Origin of the sequence: Pullulanibacillus camelliae, assembly GCF_014642655.1 — a bacterium.
In the GTDB taxonomy this organism is placed as follows: domain Bacteria; phylum Bacillota; class Bacilli; order Bacillales; family Sporolactobacillaceae; genus Pullulanibacillus; species Pullulanibacillus camelliae.
This window is the reverse complement of sequence record NZ_BMIR01000006.1, coordinates 20474-42841: the sequence shown is the minus strand read 5'-3', so window position 1 is coordinate 42841 and position 22368 is coordinate 20474. Positions and strand designations below refer to the sequence as shown.

The 22368-nt window shown below is 42.2% G+C and carries 23 protein-coding genes and 1 pseudogene; 5 read left to right on the top strand and 19 right to left on the bottom strand.

Annotation, left to right across the window (positions count from 1 at the left end):
* Window positions 1-10: 10 nt before the first annotated feature.
* Both IEW82_RS07765 and IEW82_RS07760 read right to left on the bottom strand, forming a co-directional pair.
* Window positions 11-283, bottom strand: a complete 273-nt coding sequence (locus IEW82_RS07765) for an MFS transporter (RefSeq protein WP_188691867.1) — start codon at window positions 281-283, stop codon at window positions 11-13.
* An 88-nt stretch (window positions 284-371) separates the two neighbouring features.
* Window positions 372-557, bottom strand: coding sequence for a hypothetical protein (locus IEW82_RS07760; RefSeq protein WP_188691865.1), 186 nt, complete (start codon window positions 555-557; stop codon window positions 372-374).
* 345 nt (window positions 558-902) lie between these two features.
* Between IEW82_RS07760 and IEW82_RS07755 the strand changes: the two genes are divergently transcribed.
* Window positions 903-1226, top strand: a complete 324-nt coding sequence (locus tag IEW82_RS07755; RefSeq protein ID WP_188691833.1) for a thioredoxin family protein — start codon at window positions 903-905, stop codon at window positions 1224-1226.
* 142 nt (window positions 1227-1368) lie between these two features.
* Here the strand turns inward: IEW82_RS07755 and IEW82_RS20195 are convergent, their stop codons facing one another.
* From IEW82_RS20195 to IEW82_RS07725, 7 genes are all read right to left on the bottom strand, one after another.
* Window positions 1369-1494, bottom strand: coding sequence for a hypothetical protein (locus IEW82_RS20195; RefSeq protein ID WP_268237345.1), 126 nt, complete (start codon window positions 1492-1494; stop codon window positions 1369-1371).
* Window positions 1495-1631: 137 nt separating this feature from the next.
* Window positions 1632-2192 (bottom strand): hypothetical protein, encoded by a 561-nt coding sequence (locus IEW82_RS07750; RefSeq protein ID WP_188691830.1) that lies wholly within the window; start codon window positions 2190-2192, stop codon window positions 1632-1634.
* Window positions 2193-3265: 1073 nt separating this feature from the next.
* A complete protein-coding gene (locus IEW82_RS07745) occupies window positions 3266-4270 on the bottom strand; it encodes a hypothetical protein (RefSeq protein WP_188691827.1) in 1005 nt (334 codons plus the stop codon).
* Window positions 4263-4820: a sigma-70 family RNA polymerase sigma factor gene (locus IEW82_RS07740; protein ID WP_188691824.1), complete on the bottom strand. Its 558-nt coding sequence runs from the start codon at window positions 4818-4820 to the stop codon at window positions 4263-4265. The genes IEW82_RS07745 and IEW82_RS07740 overlap by 8 nt, the downstream gene beginning before the upstream one ends.
* A gap of 150 nt (window positions 4821-4970) precedes the next feature.
* Window positions 4971-5771 (bottom strand): SDR family NAD(P)-dependent oxidoreductase, encoded by an 801-nt coding sequence (locus tag IEW82_RS07735; protein ID WP_188691821.1) that lies wholly within the window; start codon window positions 5769-5771, stop codon window positions 4971-4973.
* Window positions 5772-5784: 13 nt separating this feature from the next.
* Window positions 5785-6756 (bottom strand): MBL fold metallo-hydrolase, encoded by a 972-nt coding sequence (locus tag IEW82_RS07730; protein ID WP_188691817.1) that lies wholly within the window; start codon window positions 6754-6756, stop codon window positions 5785-5787.
* Window positions 6757-7099: 343 nt separating this feature from the next.
* Entirely contained in the window at window positions 7100-7294 is a 195-nt protein-coding gene (locus IEW82_RS07725; protein ID WP_188691814.1) for a hypothetical protein, read from the bottom strand.
* A gap of 369 nt (window positions 7295-7663) precedes the next feature.
* Between IEW82_RS07725 and IEW82_RS07720 the strand changes: the two genes are divergently transcribed.
* Complete coding sequence (locus IEW82_RS07720; protein WP_188691811.1) at window positions 7664-8398, top strand: glycerophosphodiester phosphodiesterase; 735 nt, start codon at window positions 7664-7666, stop codon at window positions 8396-8398.
* 257 nt (window positions 8399-8655) lie between these two features.
* Entirely contained in the window at window positions 8656-9678 is a 1023-nt protein-coding gene (gene namA, locus IEW82_RS07715) for an NADPH dehydrogenase NamA (RefSeq protein ID WP_188691809.1), read from the top strand.
* Window positions 9679-9892: 214 nt separating this feature from the next.
* On the opposite strand, the gene rnz is transcribed toward namA, so the two are convergent.
* Window positions 9893-10810, bottom strand: a complete 918-nt coding sequence (gene rnz / locus IEW82_RS07710; protein ID WP_188691806.1) for a ribonuclease Z — start codon at window positions 10808-10810, stop codon at window positions 9893-9895.
* A gap of 325 nt (window positions 10811-11135) precedes the next feature.
* Between rnz and pssA the strand changes: the two genes are divergently transcribed.
* Entirely contained in the window at window positions 11136-11675 is a 540-nt protein-coding gene (gene pssA, locus IEW82_RS07705) for a CDP-diacylglycerol--serine O-phosphatidyltransferase (protein ID WP_188691803.1), read from the top strand.
* A 99-nt stretch (window positions 11676-11774) separates the two neighbouring features.
* On the opposite strand, the pseudogene IEW82_RS07700 reads toward pssA, so the two are convergent.
* From IEW82_RS07700 to IEW82_RS07675, 6 genes and pseudogenes are all read right to left on the bottom strand, one after another.
* Window positions 11775-12784, bottom strand: a pseudogene (locus IEW82_RS07700) (IS3 family transposase).
* Window positions 12785-12981: 197 nt separating this feature from the next.
* Complete coding sequence (locus tag IEW82_RS07695; protein ID WP_188691800.1) at window positions 12982-14223, bottom strand: hypothetical protein; 1242 nt, start codon at window positions 14221-14223, stop codon at window positions 12982-12984.
* A complete protein-coding gene (locus IEW82_RS07690; protein ID WP_188691797.1) occupies window positions 14195-15391 on the bottom strand; it encodes a DUF58 domain-containing protein in 1197 nt (398 codons plus the stop codon). Before IEW82_RS07690 ends, IEW82_RS07695 begins: the two co-directional genes overlap by 29 nt.
* Entirely contained in the window at window positions 15391-16332 is a 942-nt protein-coding gene (locus IEW82_RS07685; protein WP_188691794.1) for an AAA family ATPase, read from the bottom strand. Before IEW82_RS07685 ends, IEW82_RS07690 begins: the two co-directional genes overlap by 1 nt.
* A 122-nt stretch (window positions 16333-16454) precedes the next feature.
* A complete protein-coding gene (locus IEW82_RS07680) occupies window positions 16455-17648 on the bottom strand; it encodes a DNA polymerase IV (RefSeq protein ID WP_188692318.1) in 1194 nt (397 codons plus the stop codon).
* Between the two features lie 473 nt (window positions 17649-18121).
* Window positions 18122-19240: a M20/M25/M40 family metallo-hydrolase gene (locus IEW82_RS07675; RefSeq protein WP_188691791.1), complete on the bottom strand. Its 1119-nt coding sequence runs from the start codon at window positions 19238-19240 to the stop codon at window positions 18122-18124.
* Window positions 19241-19520: 280 nt separating this feature from the next.
* Here IEW82_RS07675 and prli42 point away from each other — a divergent pair, with 280 nt between their 5' ends.
* Entirely contained in the window at window positions 19521-19619 is a 99-nt protein-coding gene (gene prli42 / locus IEW82_RS07670; RefSeq protein ID WP_188691789.1) for a stressosome-associated protein Prli42, read from the top strand.
* Window position 19620: 1 nt separating this feature from the next.
* Here prli42 and IEW82_RS07665 read toward each other — a convergent pair whose 3' ends face one another.
* The 3 genes from IEW82_RS07665 to IEW82_RS07655 all read right to left on the bottom strand — a co-directional run bounded on the left by IEW82_RS07665 (window position 19621) and on the right by IEW82_RS07655 (window position 22363).
* Window positions 19621-20142, bottom strand: coding sequence for a L,D-transpeptidase (locus tag IEW82_RS07665; RefSeq protein WP_188691776.1), 522 nt, complete (start codon window positions 20140-20142; stop codon window positions 19621-19623).
* A 351-nt stretch (window positions 20143-20493) separates the two neighbouring features.
* Window positions 20494-20934, bottom strand: coding sequence for a BrxA/BrxB family bacilliredoxin (locus IEW82_RS07660; protein ID WP_188691773.1), 441 nt, complete (start codon window positions 20932-20934; stop codon window positions 20494-20496).
* A gap of 163 nt (window positions 20935-21097) precedes the next feature.
* Complete coding sequence (locus IEW82_RS07655; RefSeq protein ID WP_188691770.1) at window positions 21098-22363, bottom strand: dihydrolipoamide acetyltransferase family protein; 1266 nt, start codon at window positions 22361-22363, stop codon at window positions 21098-21100.
* Window positions 22364-22368 lie beyond the last annotated feature (5 nt).

Genomic DNA, 22368 nt, shown 5'->3' with positions numbered 1-22368 from the left:
TCCCCTTCTATCAATTAAATTGACGAATCGAACGAAAAGATAAAGCGCCAATAATAATGATTAACATGACGATGGCTAAAAGAAGAGCTTTCTGAACACCACCCATCCAATCCGCCAGCCAACCGGTCATTAGATAACCAAGAGGCATCAGCGCAATGGAACCGAGCATATCTAGGCTGGTGACCCGCCCAAATGCCGCTTTTGGAACGCGCTCTTGTAAGCTAATTTCCCAAATTAGTCCAAAGAAGAAGGAGCCAATCCCACCGATAGCAATGATCATCATTAAACCAGGTATCCAATTCACTTTGGGTGATGAATAATAAACAAAAGGCCTCAATAGCTACACCAGCATAAGCAATCAGTCCCCTTCGTTACCACTTTTTTCTCAGACCAAAGAGCAAACCACCTAGGAACGAGCCAAAGCCTGAGGCCGAAACGACAACTCCATAAATAGATAGACCGAAGTAATAGTGCACATTAATAAGCCAAGGTAGGATAACACCCATAATCCCAGAGGTACAGACATTAATTACTGCAAAAACAATGCCGTCACCCATAACCAAGCATGCTTCTTCAGCTCTCGCAATCCGCCAAACAATTCATAGAAAAAGCCTTGTATCCCTTGCTTCTCCGATCGATCTTTAGGAAAGCTGTTATGCTCTTATGTTAAGCCTTAAAAAAAGCAAGGAGAAAACAAAAGTTAGTGCATCAAGAGCGAAGACAATGCCTGTGGACTGATAAAAAGAGAACGCTTTCGAGATCATCTGTCTTTTTTCCGAAGGCTGAGCAGTCCGCTTCATTGTTCTAGAATTTTTTGTTATGATAAAGAAAATTCTATAGGTACAAAGCCTATCAAGTGTTTCCATATTTTAAAACGCTTAGGGAAGAAAGGGAGAAAAAACATGCAGACCATTGAAAGTCTAGAAGCCTTTGAACAAGCAATAAATGACGAACAACAAGCATTGATTAAATTTGAAGCAGACTGGTGCCCAGATTGTAAGCGACTTGATATGTTTATTGCTGACATCATTGATGAACATCAAGAATACAAATGGTATCAAATCGATCGCGATCAATTCCCAGAGCTTGCGGAAAAATATGAAGTCATGGGTATCCCAAGCCTTCTTATCTTTGACAAAGGCGAGAAAATTGCCCATTTGCACAGTGCTAACGCTAAAACCCCGGATCAAGTCCGTGACTTCTTAAACTCTGTAAAAGTTAAATAATAAAGCATATAAGGAGAAAAACGTGAGAAAAGCATGCCTAATCCATATGCTATAAGGGCTTCCGCAACGTTATAAATGCTGACAGTACAAAAAAAGAGCGGCTCATAATAGTCGCTCTTTTTCAATCCCTTAAGGACACCTATTAAGTTGAAGGACGATCTGGCCCCTCTATTTTCTTATTGCCATATCCTGGTGCGGTTTCCTCTTGCTGTGACTTCGCCATAACGTCATTGCGTTTTTTTTCATCACGTTGTTTATTTTTTGGCAAAGCAATCACCTCCACCCTTAGGATTTTACAACAGACCTCATTTCATACGTTTGACATGAGATGAAGACGCTTGGTCTCCCTTATGCGTCGACAAAGTCATGAAGCCAAAAGCCTAAGCATGAACATGTATGCTTTTGTCACCAAATCTCGAAAAGCTTAACGATCCCCGCACCACCCATAGTCGCTAAAAAAGCTGCAACCAGTGTCCCAATGCTGACACTGGACATGATAAGTAAAGGGCGGAATCTCAAAGCAACACCAACGGCAATGCTTACAAAAACTCCAACAATTGGTGAAAGAATAACGAGCACCCATACCCCATACTTTCCATACCTTTCACTCAGTTTTTCAGCTTTTGCCAGCTTCGAGCTCAGCCAGCTCCACTTTCTTACAATCGTATCAAAACCAGTGATAAGTGTTGGAGCTAATGCGAGATGAGCAATGGAGGCGATCAAAGCCCCGGATATTGGGTCAAAGCCCGCAGTGACTGAAGCCGTCGCTCCAATAACAACCTCCAACGGGACAGAAAAAAGCACAACATAAATCGTTGAAGCAATACCGTGCATGCCAAAGCCCAAACAAAAAACAATGACAAACAGAATGACCGATGTACTTATCCCCCAACCTACGCCATAGGACTTTCGCTGCTTTCCATCTTTATTTTTAACCTTTTGATTCGCTCTGGTGTAGTTTTCCACGCGTAGGCCACCTTTCTCTATATCTATATTTTACATTATTGAACCTTAGGATGTAATCATAGAAGCACCCTTTTTTGTGAAAATCAAGTAAATTTTTTTCCTCCTTTAATTTTCCTGATATAAAGCATGGGAATCCTACAAAATAATCAAAACCCGTACTATGATTAAAAACCATCTATTTGAAACCCACTTCACAATAGAAATGGTGAAGCTTAAATCCAAATCGTATTGTGTGGATTTCCACTACAGGTGGACGCTTTCCGCGGGCATGGCCTCCGATGCACAAGATGTGCTAGCTTCGATGTTGTCATATGGATGTGATGTACTTAGCCGAAGTGCCTTGAAAATGTAACACACTTAGACTAAGAGCCCCTGTTCCTGCCCCTGCTAGACTTGCTTTGTCGTCAACTTCCTCGTAACACCTTGGGCGTTTAATCATAAGGTATCACTCTCACCTTGCACTTTAATCCCCTTTGCTTATGGCCAACGCTTCCTTTCAGTAGGGCATGCATGATCGCTCTTTTACTTCAATAAGTCATTATGAAATGAATTCATTTAGTATCATTTTATGATATTATTCCGCAATCATCACTGGATAAAAAACCGAAAGGTCATGCAAAGCTGCTAGGAACGTTACAATTAGAAAACTGGGCTTGCACCACTTCGCTGGTACTCCTGATGTGATTTTTTGCAAATCACACACTTAGGGTGCCCGCAAGCTTTAACGGCGAAAGTCAAAGCTACACTTATACTCTCTTCCTTTATGAGCGTCAACGAAGTTATACATTCTAATAGTGCAAAAAACCTCTTGATGAGCTTCTGACTAGTCAGTCACTTTTTTATTTAAATTTCCTCACAGCTTGCCTCTATTTTATATAATAAAGTATTTTTAATAAAAGAAAAGCAATCCGCCTTATAAATCAAGAAAACTTGGCAATCTCCTACAATACGGTGAAAACCAAAGCCTGGACTCATGAGGCCTTCCACAAAGTTATAAATTCTGACGATTAAAAAAACTGCCCTCCAATTGTTATAGATGTCTAATAATTGGAAGACAGTTCAAATGCGAACTTTTATTGTTTATAGGGAACAAATTGCTTCACAAAGGTTTTAAGTTGAGGCAGACTTTTCTCATCATTTGCAGTTACTTCATAATAATAGTTCTCTTTTTCACCACGAAGCAGGATGGGTGTTCGGGAGCCAATATATTCCGTCCATCTTATACCATTTGCCACAAAGGTAGCTTTAGGATGAGGCGCATATGAGCTCTTCACGTTCCCTTTATTCAGCGCATCTTGATTGAAGGACGTGCTTGCCACCGGAGCCTTCTTCTTCTCATATTCTTTTACAATGATGGTTTGTTCAGGTTCCTTGACCTCACTATACGTGAGCATAAGTCCAGGCCCCCAGTCCGTCTTTAAGTCAACTTGTTTTAATTGAATTGCTTTATTTTTAAATAGATAAAGCGCCATCTCCTTACTGCTCAAAGTCAAAAGCTCGTTAGTGTTGCGATGATATAACCAATACATTGGTTGCCCCTCATCATCATCATAACGAACAGCAATAGCACTTGCCACTTCCTGCCCAACGATACTGTAGATCGTCGCTTTACCTAAAGTATTCAGTTTTTTATTAATTTGCGACCCCCTAACTGTCGCATTGCTTTTGACATAATTCCCTTGATTAAAAGTAAAATGCCCAGGGATGTCAGTGGACTGTGCGTTTGAAGCATAATCATACGCTGTCACATTTTCTACCTGTTCGGTGGAAGCATCACCGGCAGCCTCTTGATGTTTTTCCGTCTTTTGACTCGCTTTTGTTGATACGGCCGTTTTGCTTTTCGACTCTGAACTGGCAGAGGGATGCTCCTGCTGATCACTCATAAAATAAAAAGATAGCACCACTAAAAGTCCTAGACAAACGGCGCCTGAAAATAAAGCTTTTAGAACCTTTTGTGGCCTTATGGTCTTGTGCTGCACACGAGAGAGGACGTTTTGCTTTTCCCTATGAGTAAACGTGCCTTCCTTTAAAACGGTTTGATCCATTGCTTTTTTGAGACGGTTAAGCTCATCATCCATTATCCACCCCTCCTTTTTCTTCATAAATGCTTCTGAGTAATCCTTTTGCTCGGCGTAGCCGCGTCTTAATCGTCGATAACTTGAGCTTTGTATAGTCTTGAATCTCCTCAAGCTTTAAATTTTCATAATAGTATAAAATGATTACTTCGCGATATTTCACAGGCAAAGCCATAACACATTCGCTGAGCATGCCATCTTCATTTTTGATGATCACATGGTCTTCAGCCGATGGAGCCTCCTGCCCCGAAAATGTTTTTAGCTTTTGCAATAATTTTTCCGGGCGAAAAAAACGAGATTTTAATGCATCCTTACTTTTATTAATCGTAATTTTATATATCCAGGTTTTATAGGAGGCCTCTCCTCGAAAGCGGTGGAGGTTTTTATAAACAGATAAAAACACTTCTTGAGCTACATCTTCAGCGATCGACCAATGGCGCACATATGTATAAGCTAATTTTTTGACTTGAGTTCCATATTCATCCATCAACTCTTCCAAAAGAAGCTCATAATCCACACACGCCTTTTCTTCATCATTCTTAATATTTTCCATGCCTACCCCCTTCCTCCCCATAAAATTGACGTCGAAACGAGTAAAAAAGTTTCACTTTTACCCTACAAGATTTACAAGAAAATGAAAACAGAAAAAAGGACATTGCTCCGTCTCTCTGCAATGTCCTTGTGATACTTCAACACTGTCCTGTTATTTTTTGTTGATTATTCGACCAGCAAACGTATCTACTGCACCTGGAAATAACTGATAGAGCTTAGCGCCAGCATTCATTGAGAACGGCAGATTAATTTCGCGTTTTTTCCTCCCAATCACCGCTATCACTTTTTCGGCAACAGCTTCAGGCTCTAGCATCCATCGTTCCACGCTTTTTACATAATTTCCTTCAGGGTCTGCTGTTTTAAAAAAATTGGTTTTAACGGGCCCTAGATTAACTGCTGTCACGCGAATCCCTTGCTTCCGAACCTCTGAACGCAAGCCATTCGTAAAACTGAGTACAGCAGCCTTCGAAGCCGAATAGACGATAGATTTTGGCGTGGCAACCTTCCCCGCCATCGAAGCAACATTAATGACATGACCGTCTCCCTGCTGTCTCATCTTTGGCAAGATCATGCGCGTCGCTGTCATCATCCCTAGAACATTGACGGCAAACATATGCTCGATATCTTCAAAACGCATTTCCTCAAACTGAGTAAATACACCAAAACCGGCATTATTGATCAGGACATCAATTTTTGGATACTGCCATTTAATCGTTTCAAAGGTTTGACGCAAGGCGTTCCTATCCCCCATATCAAGTGTAAAACTGTCAACCGCGACATCATACTGCATTAAAATCTCTGATCTTAATCGTTCAAGCTTATCTGTAGAACGCGCAATTATGATGGTATGGGCACCGAGCCTAGCGCATTCTCGAACCATATGGCGGCCAATTCCCATTGAAGCGCCCGTGACGATAACCGTTTTTCCTTCCAATGACCGATTTCGCACCATGACTTCCTCTCCCTTAAAGACTTCGGTATTTTAATCTCCCATCAACCTCAACACACACAGCACTTTTCTCTGCAACGAGCCAATCGAGATAGCCTTGAACCTCAGAAAGGACAAGATCCACCTGATTTTCAAAGACGCGTCGAAACATTTCCTGACCAATATCAAAGGTGGTTCGAGGGGTATCCTGAATCATCCTTGCAATGATGTCTCGGCGTTTCCGCTGATTTTGCAGGCGATTCTGAATAAAGGCATCACTGTAGTTGAACATTTGACCATGTCCAGGCAGAATCGTTTGCATACCCAATGTTAGACACTTCTGCAAAGCATCGCGATATTGAAGGAGAGTGCGAGGCGCTTTCTCCCCATCATTGTATGGGGGCTCAAGAATGGCGTTAGATGATATATGCTCTAATAAAAGATCCCCCCCTATAAACACTCCGTCGGTTTTTCTATATAAACTGATGTGACTTTGAGCATGCCCTGGTGTATAAAGGATTTGCCATTCTTCAAAATTTGGAATCGTGTTCGTTTCATCAACGGTTGCAGTAAGCTCTCGCCTCCCGCCATACTCTATGTAACCATCCATTGTTGGCAAGCGATCAACATATTTCTGCGGAACCCCCATTTTTTCCCCTAAGCGTTGAAAATAATCATTATAGCGTTGGATAAAGGCTGACGATTGTTGCAGCCAGGGTTCTATCCGCCAATGCCCATAAATAGGAATCGCTGATGGCAAAAAATTGATAAGACCCGTATGATCAATATGATGATGCGTCAGAACGACGCAATCAATAGCTTTCAAATCAATAGAGAGCTTGGAAAGAGCCGTTTTAAAGTTTATCCATGTCTCATGCGTCGATAAGCCGGCATCGACTACCATAACTTTGTCCTTTTTCTTCACAAGAAAAATATTAACGGGACCGACTGCAAAGGGCGTTTCAAGTTCCACTTGCCAAATATCTGGCGCTGTTTGGTACACATTCATAACTAAAATCTCCTTAACTCTTCAATACCATTCTAATTTCTATTTTAATAGTTTATCGATGGATGGCACAAGTAGCTTTCTTAACAAGCTAAAAGAATAATCGACATTGAGCCGTTCTATCCACCGATGCCCGTCTCTCCCTATAGGCCCCAAGTTAAAAACAGGTAGATTCAGGCGTCTCAACTCCTCGAAAGGCAGGTGTTAGCGCGTACCATACAAAGGCAGGTTCTCTTGTAAGGCCGTGATCTCTTCATTCTCCATCTGTAGCGATGTACAGCTTAAATCAGAAAGCCCAGGAAAAAACGACTGATGTTTAAAAGAAATCTGTTCCTTCTCAGTCAGGTCAGACACATGCTGAATGACCTGTTGAATGTTTATGACTTAATAAAACAATGGTCTTCTTCACTGAACCATTTTTTGCAAGAGCAGTAACAGCCTTGCGTCCATCTTGCGTCACATGAAGCTGCAAGTGTTCACGATGAGTTTGGAAATAATGAAGAGCTTGCAGGCGTTGATAAATGTATTTCGCTATGGCCACTTTTAGCATCAGATCCTGTAATGCTCGGTATTTCCACCAATTGACAGAGCAGTGCTTTTAATGCTTCTTTTGTTTGCCACATGCGTACGGTCACTCCTTCCGTTACATGCCTGAATCAGTTCATAATAGTTTAAACTATAGAATGGACAGCCAGACTTCACCTGTCCCTTTTTCACTCTTCTTATAGAAAATTTTTCATGGTGTTTCATCAGAATGTTGTTATACTCAAAGAATGGTCCATATAATTAATAAGGACCGCTTAGAACACCATGACATATACTATAGGGATTCGCGATGATCCCTTTCTTTTCCTTTGTTTAATCGCACTTCTTATAAAATGGCTAAATACTGAAGACTGGAGTGGTTTCGGTGAGAACTAAAATATTCGCTCATCGGGGGGCAAGTGGAAAGGCTCCTGAGAATACAATGACGGCCTTTAAAAAAGCTGCTGAAGAAGGCGCAGATGGCATCGAACTAGACGTCCATCTCACCCGTGACCGTATTCCCATTGTCATTCATGATGAAACAGTCGACCGTACCACAGATGGGTATGGGTTTGTGAAGGATTATTCTTTAGAAGGTTTAAAGAAATTAAGTGCCGGCCATTGGAAAGGCTGGAAATTTCGCCATGAACAAATTCCAACGCTAGAAGAAGTATTAAAATGGCTGAGCAAAACGGAGCTTACTCTCATTGTAGAATTTAAAAATAATATTTTGCCATATAAAGGACTTGAACAAAAAACCATTCACCTTTTAGAAAAATATCATATGCTGGAGCGGACGATTTTTTCATCCTTTAACCATAATAGCCTTTTTAAAGTAAAAGAGCTCTATAAACAAGCTGAAACAGCCGCACTTTACGGAAAGCCTATTGCATCACCCGCACAATATGCTAAAACCATACGTGTTGATGGACTCCATCCTTCTTTTCGTCTAATCAATCAACCCTTAATTCAAAATCTCCATGCTAACGGAATAAAAGTCCGTCCCTATACTGTTAACTCACAGCGCATTATGGAGACGCTATTCAGCTGGAAGATTGACGGGTTGATTACCGACTATCCAGCCAGAGCTCGCGACAGCCTTCATCGCATCCGCTTATAAGGATGACTTGACTCCCATTCATGACTTAGCTAGAAAAACTAGGCTCATCCATGATTCTCTATTCCTGCCGTGAAGGCGAGAGCCATAGTTTTTCTCAAGCTTTTTCTTCCATCATTTAAACATAGTGCTCCCTTGAATTGTCCACTTGTCAATATGAGAGTTGAATGCTTTCCAAGCAAATTTTATTTGCATCAGAAAAGGATATGCTATAATAGCGGGCAAAAGCAATCACTACATAGCTAGGATGTGAATGAACTATGTCAACAAAAGCCCTTTTTTCACCTTATACTGTAAGAAACGTGACGTTAAAAAATCGCATTGTCATGTCGCCTATGTGTATGTATTCCTGTCACAAAGAGGATGGAAAAGTCAATTCTTGGCATTTAACGCACTATACAAGCCGAGCAGTCGGTCAAGTGGGACTGGTCATCGTCGAAGCCACAGCCGTAACTGCACAAGGAAGAATATCACCTCACGACCTCGGTATTTGGGATGATAGCCATATTGAAGGATTAAAACAACTCGTGGATTTAAATCATGAACACGGGAGTAAAATGGGTATTCAGCTGGCTCATGCTGGTCGGAAGGCCCAATTAGAAGAGACGATCATCGCCCCTTCATCCATAAGCTTTGATAACATGAAAACACCTGAAGCCATGACAACAACACAAATCGCCGAGACCATCGAGGCTTTCAAGCAAGGGGCCCGTCGAGCAAAAGAAGCTGGATTTGATGTCATCGAACTTCATGCAGCACATGGCTATCTGATCCATCAATTCCTTTCACCTATTGCGAATCAGCGCAATGATGAATACGGTGGTTCCAAAGAGAATCGCTATCGCATTCTCGGAGAAGTCATTGACGCCGTGAGATCCGTTTGGGCGGGACCGCTTTTTGTACGTGTATCTGCTAACGATTATCTCGAAAACGGGTTAACCCCTGATGACCATGTCTATTTCGCAGAAAGAATGAAAGCACAAGGCGTTGATCTCATCGACACAAGCTCTGGTGCCATTGCACCAGCAGCCATCGATGCCTTCCCTGGCTATCAAGTGCCCTACGCAGAAAAAATCAGACATGAAGCAGAAATCGCTACCGGAGCTGTTGGCTTAATCTTAAATGCTGTTCAAGCTGAAGAGATATTAAAGAATGGGCGCGCTGACCTGATCCTTCTCGCTCGTGAGCTCTTGCGTGACCCTTATTGGCCATATCATGCTGCAAAAGAGCTTAATGTAGAAATTGAAGGACCTAAACAATACACACGCGGTTGGGGCATGTAATTTATTTCATATCCGTCTTTACCTTCGACTGTATTGACCAGAAGTGTTTGACCTATAAAAAATAGAAGCCGTCAACCTATTTAACGGCTTCATTTTTTATAATATCAATATTTTAAGCCTTGACGATACCAAATTTTCTATTCACGAGCAAACAGCAAGGTCCCATCAAAATACGTTGTCCCTCTAACACTTCGTATAAAGAGCCTAATCCTCGCTAATCGATGTCATAGCTCCACAGATCATGCGCAAGATAGCACGGTTGAAAAAGCTCGCGCGCTTCACTCAAAAGAGCATCAGCACTCTCTTGATACCTGGAGCTTATGTGAGTGAGTAAAAGCGTTTTGACATAGGCATTTTTTGCTGTGAGCGCCGCCTGTTCGGCTGTGGAGTGTCCAAAAGCATTGGCTCCCTCGGCTTTATCTTTTAAAAACGTGCTTTCATGTACAAGAACATCCGCCTGCTCGGCCAATCGAATCGCTCCGATACAGGGTCTTGTATCCCCTAACACCGTGATGATTCTTCCTCTTTTTGTTGGGCCAAGGTAATCAGCTGTACGGACTTCCCGGCCATCTTGAAGATGTAACCATTCATGCTCTTTAAATTTTTTATAAATGGGTCCTGGAGTCAGGTTAAGTTGCTCTTTAATTTTATCGACTAATAATTCTCCCGGCTTGTCCTTTTCCTCAATGCGGTAGCCGAGACTCGGAATCACATGCTCTAATCTTCCACAAACCACACGAAAAGTATCGTCCTCATAAATGATTCCTTCATCAATCTCTTGTATTTTTATGGGATAAGTTAAATGTGTTTCAGAGATCGCCAAATTACGTTCAATAAACTCAGCAATGCCTTTTGGGCCATAAACCTCTAATGGGCCAATCCCACCTTGGAAAGAACGACTGCCTAATAATCCCGGTAACCCAAAAATATGATCGCCATGTAAATGTGTAATAAAGATCTTTTGAACTCTGGACAGCTTGACTTTAGTATGTAAGATTTGATGTTGGGTAGCCTCTCCACAATCAAATAACCAGATGTCTCCCTTATACTCAGGCATGATCAAAGCAATAGAAGAAACATTTCGCTGCTTTGCAGGTACTCCCGCACCCGTGCCTAAAAATACAAATTCCAAGGTTCTTCCTCCTTTGTTTCCCATCGAAAGCGGCTTAGGAATGCCCTCGCTAATCCACACCCTGCCCCCTTCTTAAAAATACATACGGCTATATGGCTTTCTGTACTGCTATTAGTATTGGCTAATCCTTTCTTAACATGCCAACATTGCCCTATTTGCAAATTGCAAATCGCGCCCATTCCGGGGTCTCTTTATACATTCAAACCCTTTCACACTCTATTCCTAGGCCCACCTGATTTTCCAGGAAAAATTTCAACCACTCAGCCTAGTCACTATGTTATAATGAAGGTGTTGTCTAAATATATCATACTTTGGAGGTATTCGTATGATGATACCTGACCGAATCGATCATACTAAAAAGCTTGCAAAAGCTCAATCTGCTAATCTACTAACATTGTTTAATTTAAGCCTAGGCATCATTGCTCTAGTGCTTATTATGTCTAAACATCTTCATATGAGTTTATTGATGATTTTTTTAGCTGCACTTTGTGATCGCTTTGACGGTGGACTTGCACGCAAGCTGGATATTCAGTCTCATTTTGGAAAGGAATTAGATTCATTATGTGATCTTGTCTCATTTGGTATAGCGCCAGCCTTTTTAATTTTTGAGGGCATCATGCACCACGCTCGTATTCTCGGTTTAGTGATGACCATTTTCTATATTTTATGCAGTGCCATTCGACTCGCGCGTTTTAACGTCACTGAATTCGACGGAAAATTTCAAGGCCTGCCAATTACTGCTGCCGGCTGTATTTTAACCTTAAGTTATGTAGGCATTCATCACCTTCCTCTATCCGTATTTTTACTGCTCACCTTTGTCTTATCACTATTAATGGTAAGCACATTTCGCGTTAGCAAAGTATGAACACTTCATTAAAGGGGCTGGGACAACAGAAGTCTCTTCAGCTCATAGAGAATCCGAACGATTTGAAGTGACCCCAAAAAGTTAGACACGGTTATTTAATTAGGCAGCCTGTTGGGCAAGAATACGATATTGTATCGGACTCTTGCCTTTTAATTTGGCCTTAATCCGTTTGTTATTATAATAATCCATATATTTCTCCAGCTCTTGCTTAAAGTGATCAATGCTTTCAAATTCTTTGAGATAAAGGAATTCAGATTTCATAATGCCAAAGAAATTCTCAATCACGGCGTTGTCATAACAGTTCCCTTTACGTGACATACTTTGGGTTATCCCGCGTTCTTTTAAGGCATGGCGGTACTGCTTCATCTAGTAATGCCATCCCTGATCGGAGAGAATAAGCAATGTGTCCTCCTCTGTTAAGCGTTCAAACGACTTCTCCAACATCTCTGAGACAAGTGAGTAAGTAGGTCTGGAGCCGATTGTGTACGTGATGATTTCACTATTATATAAATCAAGAATCGGAGATAAATAGAGTTTTTCTCCAAATAATTTAAACTCTGTAATGTCGGTTACCCATTTCTCATTTGGCTTCTCAGCCTTAAGTTTCGATCTATAGACTACTTTCGCTTTGTCTTTTTTGGTGACTTTTCCTTGCTTTGAACTAAGGCATTCAACTTTTTTAAATAGGCATTCTCCATGCGTAAATGTTCAACTTCGTCTATTAGTGCTTCTTGTGAGCCTTCAACTGGCTTGTTTTTCTTATTGCCTTTCTTCATGGATGGACGCTCCTTTTTATTAAGCTTAAGGGCATCTAATCCTCCATTTTCTAATTTCCTTTGACACCGATATACTGTAGATGGTGCTGGAATGTTAAAAATAGCAGCTGTTTCACGGGTAGACGTCCCTTTTTCGCTCATATAACTGAGTACGTCCAGTTTAAACTGCAAAGTATAATTTGTATAGCCTTTTTGAAAAGCTTTATCTCCTTGATATTGATATTGTTGAATCCACGTTCTAAGAAGAGACTCATCAACTCCAATAGAATCTGCGAAGGCCAATTGACTTTCGTTACTGGTCAAATATCGTTTAACAGCATTTAACTTATCCATAGCTGTAAATTTAGCCACAAGAAAAGCACCTCCAATTGTTAGATGGTGTCTAATAATTGGGGTGCAGTTCAATTCGCCCCGCTCCCGTAGGCGTCACCGTATTTTGACTACGCTTCCCGTTTCCCTGGCTACTTATCGTTCGGTAATAGAGTAATTTTCTTTTCGTTTTGTCTCACCCTCTTTTACATTTTCCTTCACTACGGTTTTTTCTTATGCTGCAGTTGGCGATAGATAGCTGCGATTGCTTGTTTATAATCAGAAAGCTCTTGAGCGTTAATAGACCTTTCACCATAACGCACTTTTTCATAGACGGATTGCACAATCTGTTTTGATTGAGAATGAATAGGGAGACGCGCCAGCCATTCATTAAGCGTTTCTGGAGCTCTTCGCTGATGATCACCTTTAGATAATTTTTTTTGGAGTTGATAAAGAGAAAGACGAATAGCGTTTTTTGGGGGGCGTACAGGCTTAACCAGCGTTGCTTCCGTCGCCATACTAAATAGCTTATCCTTTTCATCTCGTCTCATTATAATGGGCTTCGTTTCATTTTTTCGTATCAATGAAAAGCGCCGATGTCTAATGAGGAGTACTACCACAACTCCAATGATGACTAAAAAAATAAGACTGAGGATATCGATAATTAAATGTCCATGCGGATCTCCTACTAGCCGCGCGACATCCTTATAGTCACTCTGCAACAAAGGATTATCGGGAGGGGGGCTAGGCTTGGCGCCCTCGGCACCATGCTTAGTCGGTAAAAGAAAAAGAATCCCCTTCATCACCACATCGACAATAAAATAGGCAACCAAAAAGAGGCCTAGTAAAATTTTGACTAGAAGCCAGCCAAGATAGGGCCCAATTAAAACAAGCAAGCCCCCTGCTGCTAAAGCCCCTGCTAAAACAATACCATAAGATGCTGTTAAAACGTGATTGCCACCCCTTACTTCCTTTGTCAATAAATAAGAAGCTACTATCAAGAAGACTTGAATAAGTGGCAGCAATACGAATAAAGAACGCTCTGGAAAATGAGGGACAAAGATCTTTAAAAGAAAATCATAAGCAATACCAAAACCAAAGGTAGCAGAGAAAATTTTCCAAAACATTTCCTTTGTAGTTCCTTCCAGCCATTCGCTCAGACGCCAGAAAAGCAGGAACGCCGTCCCTACTGCAGCAAAGATGGTCATCCCCCACCAATACCCTAGCCCAATACATGCTAACGTAATGACGAAATAGAGCAGCATGGGATAACGCTTCACCTTGCGAGCTAGACCGCCAAACAGCGCACTCATAAGGATGAGAATACCAGCTAAAGGCCAACCAAGAAGCCACGGGTTATGTCCATGCTGATAATTAAAAGGGACCATTATAGTGTATACCAAAAGATACTCTACCATTAAAATCAATAGGGTCTCAATACCCCTCATTCGCTTGCTGAGCATCCCATCTCCCTCCTCTTCCCATCGGCGTAAGATCCCCTTGAGGTGTCAGCTTTAAAACGGTCATTCCTTGTTTTAGCCACTTAGAAACAAAATGCATTTTACTCGGATCGTCTGTATGATCAATGAGTATGATAATGCGCTTTTGTGAACGTTCACGGTCAATTTCTCCAAACAGGACAGCCGGCTTGATTTTCATCTGGTTTGTATGGATATGAGCCAGAAAATCCATCGCCTTCAGCAATTGCATGCGCCCTTGACCAAGCGGTAGCCTCATCAATTGTCCTTGCCCAATCGTTCGGGTATTCACAAGGATTTCAAAATCGACGCCCTGCTTCTCAGCCAAATAACAGAGTCTAGCGACCCGCGCCAGCTCTTCTTCTAAGTTTTCTCTATCGCCTTTTTGCACATAAAGATCCAGCACCGTCACAATGGTCCATGTCATCCCCAATGTCTTGTCAAAGAGCTTCGTTTGTAATTGGCCTGTTCGTGCTGATGCTTTCCAGTGCACATTTCTTATGGAATCAGACGGGACATAATCTCTCGTTCCTACGGGTGCAGCCCTATCTTCAAATAACGCGCTCTGACGCGGATATCTACCTTCGATCGGAAGCTGAAGGTGCTGTGTCCCCCCTATCACTTTTGCTTGCGGATAAATGATGATTTCTTTTTTTACAAAATCCGACGACAATGTGATGGAAGCGAGGCGAAGGGGATCATGGATGATCAGCTTTAAATTGCGCATTCTGACCACACCCCTTGCTTTCGCTAAGCATTCAATCGGATAGCGCACGACTTGCTTAGCCGGAATGAAAAGTGGTGTCTGATAAGGGGATTCTCCTTCAATATTCGTTACTTCGACATCTTGACTAAGCAAAAATTCAATCTTTCCATTCACTACAGGTATCCAGCTTTTATTGCCAAAGACAAGCTGCAATTGACCAGTTTCACCCACCGACAGCCTGATTTTTTCCTTTTCACTAAAAAATCCGAGATGACGAACCATATGCTTTAAATAGAGGCGAGGATAAACACCTAATACAAGAAAAAAAGCGCCCGCAAAAAATAAAAGCGTCTGAGTAAAAATGAGACTGGCTAGGAGAACAGCGGCACCAATGATCGTAAAGGTCTCAATGATAGCCGATTGAATAGGAGTGGCTCTCCATACCATTAGTGTGCCGCCCCCGATTCAACAGGGGCCTCAAGCTTCTCTAGAATTCTAGAGATGACCTGTTGCTTCGATGTCCGCATCTCTCCATCCATCGTCAGTACAAGACGATGGGCAAGCATATGGACCGCCAGCTGCTTAACATCATCTGGAAGAACATATTCCCTTTCATGAAGATAAGCTCGTGCTTGTGCTGCACGCATGAGGGCTAAGGTTCCACGCGGACTGACCCCCGTTTCAACAAGTTCATGCTCCCGCGTCGCATGGATCAATTTCAGTAAATAATCTTCCACATCTGCGGATAGCTTGACTTGTTTGACAGCCTCTTGTAGCTTAAGAATGTCTTCACGATGAAAGATGGGCTCAATAGCGACTAAGGGTTCATCCTGCTTATACATGTGCAACATCTGTTTTTCTTCACTTAAAGTCGGATAGCCAACCTGTATTTGCATAAAAAAGCGATCCATTTGTGCTTCAGGCAACGGAAATGTGCCTTGCTGCTCAATGGGATTTTGGGTAGCAATCACAATAAATGGCGCTTCAATGGGTAGGGTCTCACCCTCAATGGTCACTTGATGTTCCTCCATGACTTCTAAGAGCGCGGCTTGAGTACGGGGTGTCGCCCGATTGATTTCATCTGTTAGTAAAATGTTCGTTAGCACTGGACCTGGTCTTAATTCAAAATTTTGACTTTTAGGATTAAAAAATTGGATCCCTGTAATATCACTAGGCAAAACATCTGGCGTGAGCTGGATTCTCTTAAATGTGCCATTGATGGAGCGGGCAAGTGATTTTGCTAACATTGTTTTTCCGGTTCCCGGAACATCTTCTAAGAGAACATGACCCTTGCCGATGAGCGCAACCATTAATAACTCGATGATGGACGCTTTTCCCACAAGCACTTTGCCAATATTGTCTTGAAGCTTATGTAATTGCTCTTCCATGATAAACCCCCTTACTCTTTTCATTTTATTATATCACATATCATTATCCATTAATGGAAAAGTCTATCAAAAATCATTATTTTTATAATTCTTATAATTTGTTCGAAACGTAGGAAGGGGCCCTATTTGCCCTTCTCTTGTTTGTCATCAATTCCCAAACGCACGACACTACTCCCATATTTGTCCTCTAAGTCTTGTAAAACATTAAAAAGCGGTTCCTTTGATGCATCTTGTTCATAGGTGAATAAATCCAGCTGCTTGCTGGCTTTTGTCACAGGTTCCAACGCTTGGACAGTGATACCCAATAAACGAATCGGTTCGCCATTCCAATGCGTGGAGAAAATTTGAAAGGCAAGCTGTGCAATATCCTCGGTCGTCTGAAGCGGCTGTTGGACCGTCTTTGCCCGTGAGATATTCTTCCAATCACTATAGCGGATTGCGATGGACAACTGATAAGCAAGCGATCTTTTTTCCTTTAGCTTTCTTGATAAGCGGTAGGCAAGTCGATGGAGAACGAGGCGCGCTTCTTCTTCATCTTGAATATCCCGTGGTAGAGTGGTGGACTGACTAATACTTTTAAATTCACTTTCCGCCTCAGGATCGACCTCTCTCGGATCATAGCCATTTGCACGCTCATGTAGTCTTTCACCATATTTCCCAAATTGCTCAACAAATGCCGCCTTCGGATAATGGGCAATATCTCCAATGGTCTTAATGCCAATATTCACAAGCTTTTCCGCTGTCTTCTTTCCCACACCATGCATCTCACTGACAGGAAGAGGCCACAGCGTTTTGTGCATTTCCCGCTTTCTTAGAATTGTTATTCCCATGGGTTTTTTCATATCAGAAGCCATCTTGGCCATAAACTTATTAGGGGCAATACCGATGCTACATGGAAGCGCAAGCTGATCTTTTATTTGCTGTTGAATGGCTTGTGCTAATTGGACAGGGTGCCGATCCTCAGTCAAAGAGGTCACGTCCATATACCCTTCATCAATCGACACACGTTCAACTTGATCTGTATAAGAACGCAATAAAGCAAATAGCTTTCGCGAAACGCTTCTATACAGATCGAAATGAGGGGGTTTAACGATAAGGCCTGGACATTTTCTCTTTGCCTCCCATACCTGCATCGTTGTTTTCACTCCATGAGCCCGCGCCTCATAGCTGCTTGTCACGACGATGCCCCGTCGATCCTCCACCTTACCGGCAATAGCAAGAGGTTTGCCACGAAGCTCAGGATGCTCAGCCATTTCTACGGATGCATAAAAGCTATTCATATCAACATGAAAGATTATTTTGCCTTTCCTCATCAGAGTCCCCCCTCTCGAGTCGGTTATTCTCTTTATTATACCGCAAAAGACGCTAAATAGGAATATTTGTTCTTGTCTAATTCAACGACTGTCTTCTGCATTGAAACGTTTAAGTGGTAGGCTTTACCTAAGCATGGTTCCAGTCATAAATTAAAAAGGGAAAAAGAGCTTCTCAAAAGTGAAGAAACGGAGGAATGAGCTTATGAAGTCGAACATTTTGAGCTTGATTATTAAAATCGATAATTGCGAGGGGGAGCCTTATTACGGCTTCTTTTAAAAGCTCCTTACCTCATTCCCCGTACAGTCCATAAAAAAGTCATTGCCCCTGCCCTTCAGCCCGATATTAAAATTAAAATCTGTTTCTGAAAACTGGTCAATGCTCCAGGCCCAGTCCTCTTTCATACGAGAAACAATAATAGAGAAAAAGAGAGCATTCACAAAAGCTCAGCCTTTGGAATCCCCTCTGATCTCATGACTTAATTTTTAGCAACTTCTTTGACAATGGCAATGACCATTTCTGCAGTTTTTGTTAATTCTGCCACAGGCATTTTCTCGTTCGTGGTATGAATGTCCTCATAACCTACTGCGAGATTGACTGTTGGAATGCCTAGACCAGCAATCACATTCCCATCTGAGCCCCCACCACTTTGAAGAATGCGTGACGGTCTACCGATCGCTGTCGCTGCAGCCTGAGCCACTTTAACGAGATGATCCTCTTCACTAAACTTGAAATTCGGATACATGATGTCAACTTTAACCTCAGCGCTTCCCCCCATCGCCTTTGCCGTTTCTTCAAAAGCTGCTTTCATAGTGTTCACTTGTGTTTCCATCTTCTCTTTAACAAGCGAACGGGCTTCTGCTAAAATTTCAACTCGGTCACAGACGATGTTGGTTTTTTGTCCCCCCGCAAATCGTCCGATATTCGCAGTGGTTTCCTCATCAATGCGTCCCAAAGGCATTTTAGAAATCGCTTTTGCAGCAATGGTAATAGCAGAGACACCTTTTTCTGGAGCAACACCTGCATGTGCGGTCTTGCCTAATATAGTCGCAGTGATTCGTGCTTGCGTAGGAGCCGCCGTAATGATATCGCCAACAGGACCATCACTATCAAGTGCATAACCAAACTTGGCACTAATTTTTTCTTTTTCTAACGCCTTGGCGCCAACAAGTCCAGATTCCTCACCTACAGTGATAATAAATTGAATCGTCCCATGTGGAATATTTTCTTCCTTCAAGACTCGGATAGCCTCGAACATCGCTGATAAGCCTGCTTTATCATCAGCTCCTAAAATCGTTGTGCCATCAGAGACAATCTTACCGTCTTGAAGGGTGGGCGTGATGCCTTTACCAGGAACAACAGTATCCATGTGTGATGTGAAATAAATCGGATCACAAGCCACTGTACCTTCTAAAGTACAAATTAAATTATTGGCTCCGTGACCGGTCACTGCTCTAGCATTATCTTCTTCAACCGTTAACCCAAGCGCTGAAAATTTTTCTTTGAGAACCTGAGCAATCTTCTCTTCTTCTCCGGTTTCAGAATCGATTTGTACGAGCTCCATGAATTCATCAACGATCCGCTTTTCATTGATCATTTTCTAATCACCTTCCTATGTATAAGACACTTCTAATTATAGCGCTGAAAAGGAGCTTGAGCAAAATTAACACTGCCTCCTTCACTTCATTGTCATTTCTGTTATAATCGGATTAGAAAAATGTTTTTAGGGCTGAAAGTCAGCAATGTTGGACAAGCCAATCTATTCTTCTCGGCATGTATTAACTTGTACAATGGATAAAAAGCCAAAGGAATCGATTTGACCGCTGCCGACACGATTGATTTCAGACCTATTTTTATGGATAGAAGGAGGGACTCCTTTGCGACCAAAAACCTTACGACTTGTTGTGATTATCATGATGTTCTGCCTCATTTTAACGACACTTCTTTCAGGTATCGGTGTCTTATTCAATCGTTAAGTCAATTATTTCCTATAGCACCATAAGCTTTGGCAAGCGCTTGAGGCGATTGCTTCTTATTCGTAATGAGTATTTTTGTGCCGATGGGAACATCCTCATATAGGCGTTCCAGATTGTCTCGATCCATACGAATACAGCCAGCGGATACATTTTGACCGATTGAATCGGGCTGATTGGTACCATGAATACCAAATAACCGGCCATCCGTCTCTTTAGCATCAAAGCCAATCCAGCGGGAGCCCAGTGGATTGTTGGGCGCGCCTCCGGGAATATTCTTTCTTCGATAATAAGGCTGGACCGCCTTAACCGTAACGGTAAAAAGCCCTTCGGGGGTTAAGGCCGCCGTTTTGCCGGTGGCCACTGGAGCTTGAAAAACCACATGATTTTGGTTGACGAACGTCAATTGATGCCGTGATTTTTGTACAATGATAAAAGGATCACCCACAGAGGGGTTGTCTCCTAAAGGCCACATCGGAGAATAGGCAATCATCATAGCGCACAAGACTAAACCTAACAGCTTCATTGCAAGTGGCTCCTTTACACATTATCTTGAAGCTTAGGTTTTTCTTTTTTAGAGGATTTCATGCTTCTAAACAACGAATCATTAAATGGATCATAAATCCCCCTTCATTTTGGAAAAGGCAGTATTAATACGCACAGGTTGTTATACTATAGGGAGCTTTTGTTATAGAGCACCCTTTTTGTGTTGCATGGGCTTTTTTGCTCATTTCCCAAGTCTATTTGTTCCACGCGCACCTTCTGATTCGGAAACTTTAGAACTTCTGTTAGAACCTTCACCCTAGAGGGTGTATCCCTGCTGGGCGCACAATAAAAACGGCCAGCCACTTGGGCCAGCCGTTTTTAAAACCTGCTTTTAGTTTTCTTTTCCACAATACTCATCAAGTAATTGTTCAAGTCGTGTTGCCACTACATGCGGCTCAAAGCCTTCAATATCTGAACGCTCAAGCATTGAAATGATTTCACCGTCTTTTAGTAAAGCAAAAGAAGGTGAAGAAGGTGCATAGCCTGTAAAGTATTCACGCGCACGGGAGGTTGCTTCCTTATCTTGCCCCGCAAATACCGTCACTAATTGATCTGGCTTACTTACGCAATTTGCCGCATACGCCGCTGCTGGTCTTGCAATCCCACCAGCACAACCACATGTTGAATTCACCATGACAAGGGTTGTTCCTTTTTTGTTTAATACCTCATCCACTTCCTCAGGGGTATGTAATTCTTGGTACCCCGCTTCAGAAATCTCTCTTCTCGCTGTATTGATGACATCATTCATAAAAATATTAAAATCCATGCTCATCGCACGTCACCTCTCATCTATAGCATTTAGAGGACTGCCTACCTCTGTTAAGATCATTTTACCGCGTTTGCCTATGAAATTCAAAAAGGAGCGCTTCTAATACAATTCATTCAAACGTTGATGGGTTTCTGGTAGCCTAGCGTCTTTCACTTAAAGTTACTTCTCAATAAATCGATGTTGTTTTTGCTGACATATGTTCTAACTTTTCTTTCACGCGCGCGAGGAAGCGTCCAGCGATTAAACCGTCTAAAATCCGATGGTCCAAGGATAAACAGAGATTGACTATATCTCGTGCCGCAATCATACCACCCTCCATGATCACAGGACGCTTAACGATGGATTCAACGGATAAAATAGCTGCCTGTGGATGATTAATGATAGGTTGAGAAAGCACCGAACCGAAAGAGCCGGTATTATTTACAGTAAAGGTTCCACCTTGCATGTCATCTGTAGATAATTGGTTACTGCGCACCTTCTGCGCCAAGTGATTAACACTCCGACCAATGCCTTTGATGCTTAACTCATCTGCATGCTTAATGACCGGAACATATAACGCCTCATCCGTTGCGACTGCAATGGAGATGTTGATATCTTTTTTCTCAATGATTTTATCGCCTGCCCACATGCTATTCATACGAGGAAACTCACGAAGGGCTTCGACGGTTGCCTTAATAAAGAAAGGGAGAAACGTTAAGTTAAAGCCTTCTTTGGCTTTAAAATCCCCTTTGATTTTATTTCTAAAGCTCACCAAATCAGTCACATCAACCTCGACCATCGTCCAAGCATGGGGAGCCTCCTGTACACTTTTCAGCATATTAGTAGCAATGGCTCTCCTGACTCCTGTAATAGGGACTTCAACATCGCCTTGACTTGAAGGCATTGCAAAGGCTGGTTCAGAAGGCGCTGCACTTTGGGCTTGAGGTCCAGTTGGCTCAGGTACCGCTGCTTTCACTTGAGGAGACTGAGCGCCTTCAGCGATCAGCTTTTGCATATCTTTTCTTGTAATTCGACCACCCTTGCCTGTGCCTTCCACGTGTTCTAAGTCGATATCATTTTCTTGGGCTAAGCGCAAAACAGCCGGTGAATAGCGTTTTTTCATCGATTGATTTGCTGACTGCGTATTGTTAGGGACTTGCTGCTTCTCAGCGACCACTGGCTTAGGGGCATCGCCATCCGCTTGTTCTGAACCCTCTACTTCAATGGTACAAATCACCGCACCCACTTCCAAGGTGTCCCCTTCATCGGCAATAAGTGCTGTAATCTGTCCCGCATAAGAAGTAGGAACCTCTGAATTAACTTTATCTGTTGTCACTTCAGCGATCGGATCATATTTTTTTACTGTATCACCTACTGAAACGAGCCAGCGACTTATCGTTCCTTCTGTAACACTTTCACCAAGCTTGGGCATGAGAATATTTTCTTCTGTCACCGTTA

Coding starts and splice junctions, on each gene's coding strand:
- IEW82_RS07765 (WP_188691867.1), bottom strand. CDS start 283: ATGATGATCATTGCTATCGGTGGGATTGGCTCCTTCTTCTTTGGACTA.
- IEW82_RS07760 (WP_188691865.1), bottom strand. CDS start 557: ATGGGTGACGGCATTGTTTTTGCAGTAATTAATGTCTGTACCTCTGGG.
- IEW82_RS07755 (WP_188691833.1), top strand. CDS start 903: ATGCAGACCATTGAAAGTCTAGAAGCCTTTGAACAAGCAATAAATGAC.
- IEW82_RS07745 (WP_188691827.1), bottom strand. CDS start 4,270: ATGGATGATGAGCTTAACCGTCTCAAAAAAGCAATGGATCAAACCGTT.
- IEW82_RS07740 (WP_188691824.1), bottom strand. CDS start 4,820: ATGGAAAATATTAAGAATGATGAAGAAAAGGCGTGTGTGGATTATGAG.
- IEW82_RS07735 (WP_188691821.1), bottom strand. CDS start 5,771: ATGGTGCGAAATCGGTCATTGGAAGGAAAAACGGTTATCGTCACGGGC.
- IEW82_RS07730 (WP_188691817.1), bottom strand. CDS start 6,756: ATGAATGTGTACCAAACAGCGCCAGATATTTGGCAAGTGGAACTTGAA.
- namA (WP_188691809.1), top strand. CDS start 8,656: ATGTCAACAAAAGCCCTTTTTTCACCTTATACTGTAAGAAACGTGACG.
- pssA (WP_188691803.1), top strand. CDS start 11,136: ATGATGATACCTGACCGAATCGATCATACTAAAAAGCTTGCAAAAGCT.
- IEW82_RS07695 (WP_188691800.1), bottom strand. CDS start 14,223: ATGCTCAGCAAGCGAATGAGGGGTATTGAGACCCTATTGATTTTAATG.
- IEW82_RS07690 (WP_188691797.1), bottom strand. CDS start 15,391: ATGGTATGGAGAGCCACTCCTATTCAATCGGCTATCATTGAGACCTTT.
- IEW82_RS07685 (WP_188691794.1), bottom strand. CDS start 16,332: ATGGAAGAGCAATTACATAAGCTTCAAGACAATATTGGCAAAGTGCTT.
- IEW82_RS07675 (WP_188691791.1), bottom strand. CDS start 19,240: ATGATCAATGAAAAGCGGATCGTTGATGAATTCATGGAGCTCGTACAA.
- IEW82_RS07665 (WP_188691776.1), bottom strand. CDS start 20,142: ATGAAGCTGTTAGGTTTAGTCTTGTGCGCTATGATGATTGCCTATTCT.
- IEW82_RS07660 (WP_188691773.1), bottom strand. CDS start 20,934: ATGAGCATGGATTTTAATATTTTTATGAATGATGTCATCAATACAGCG.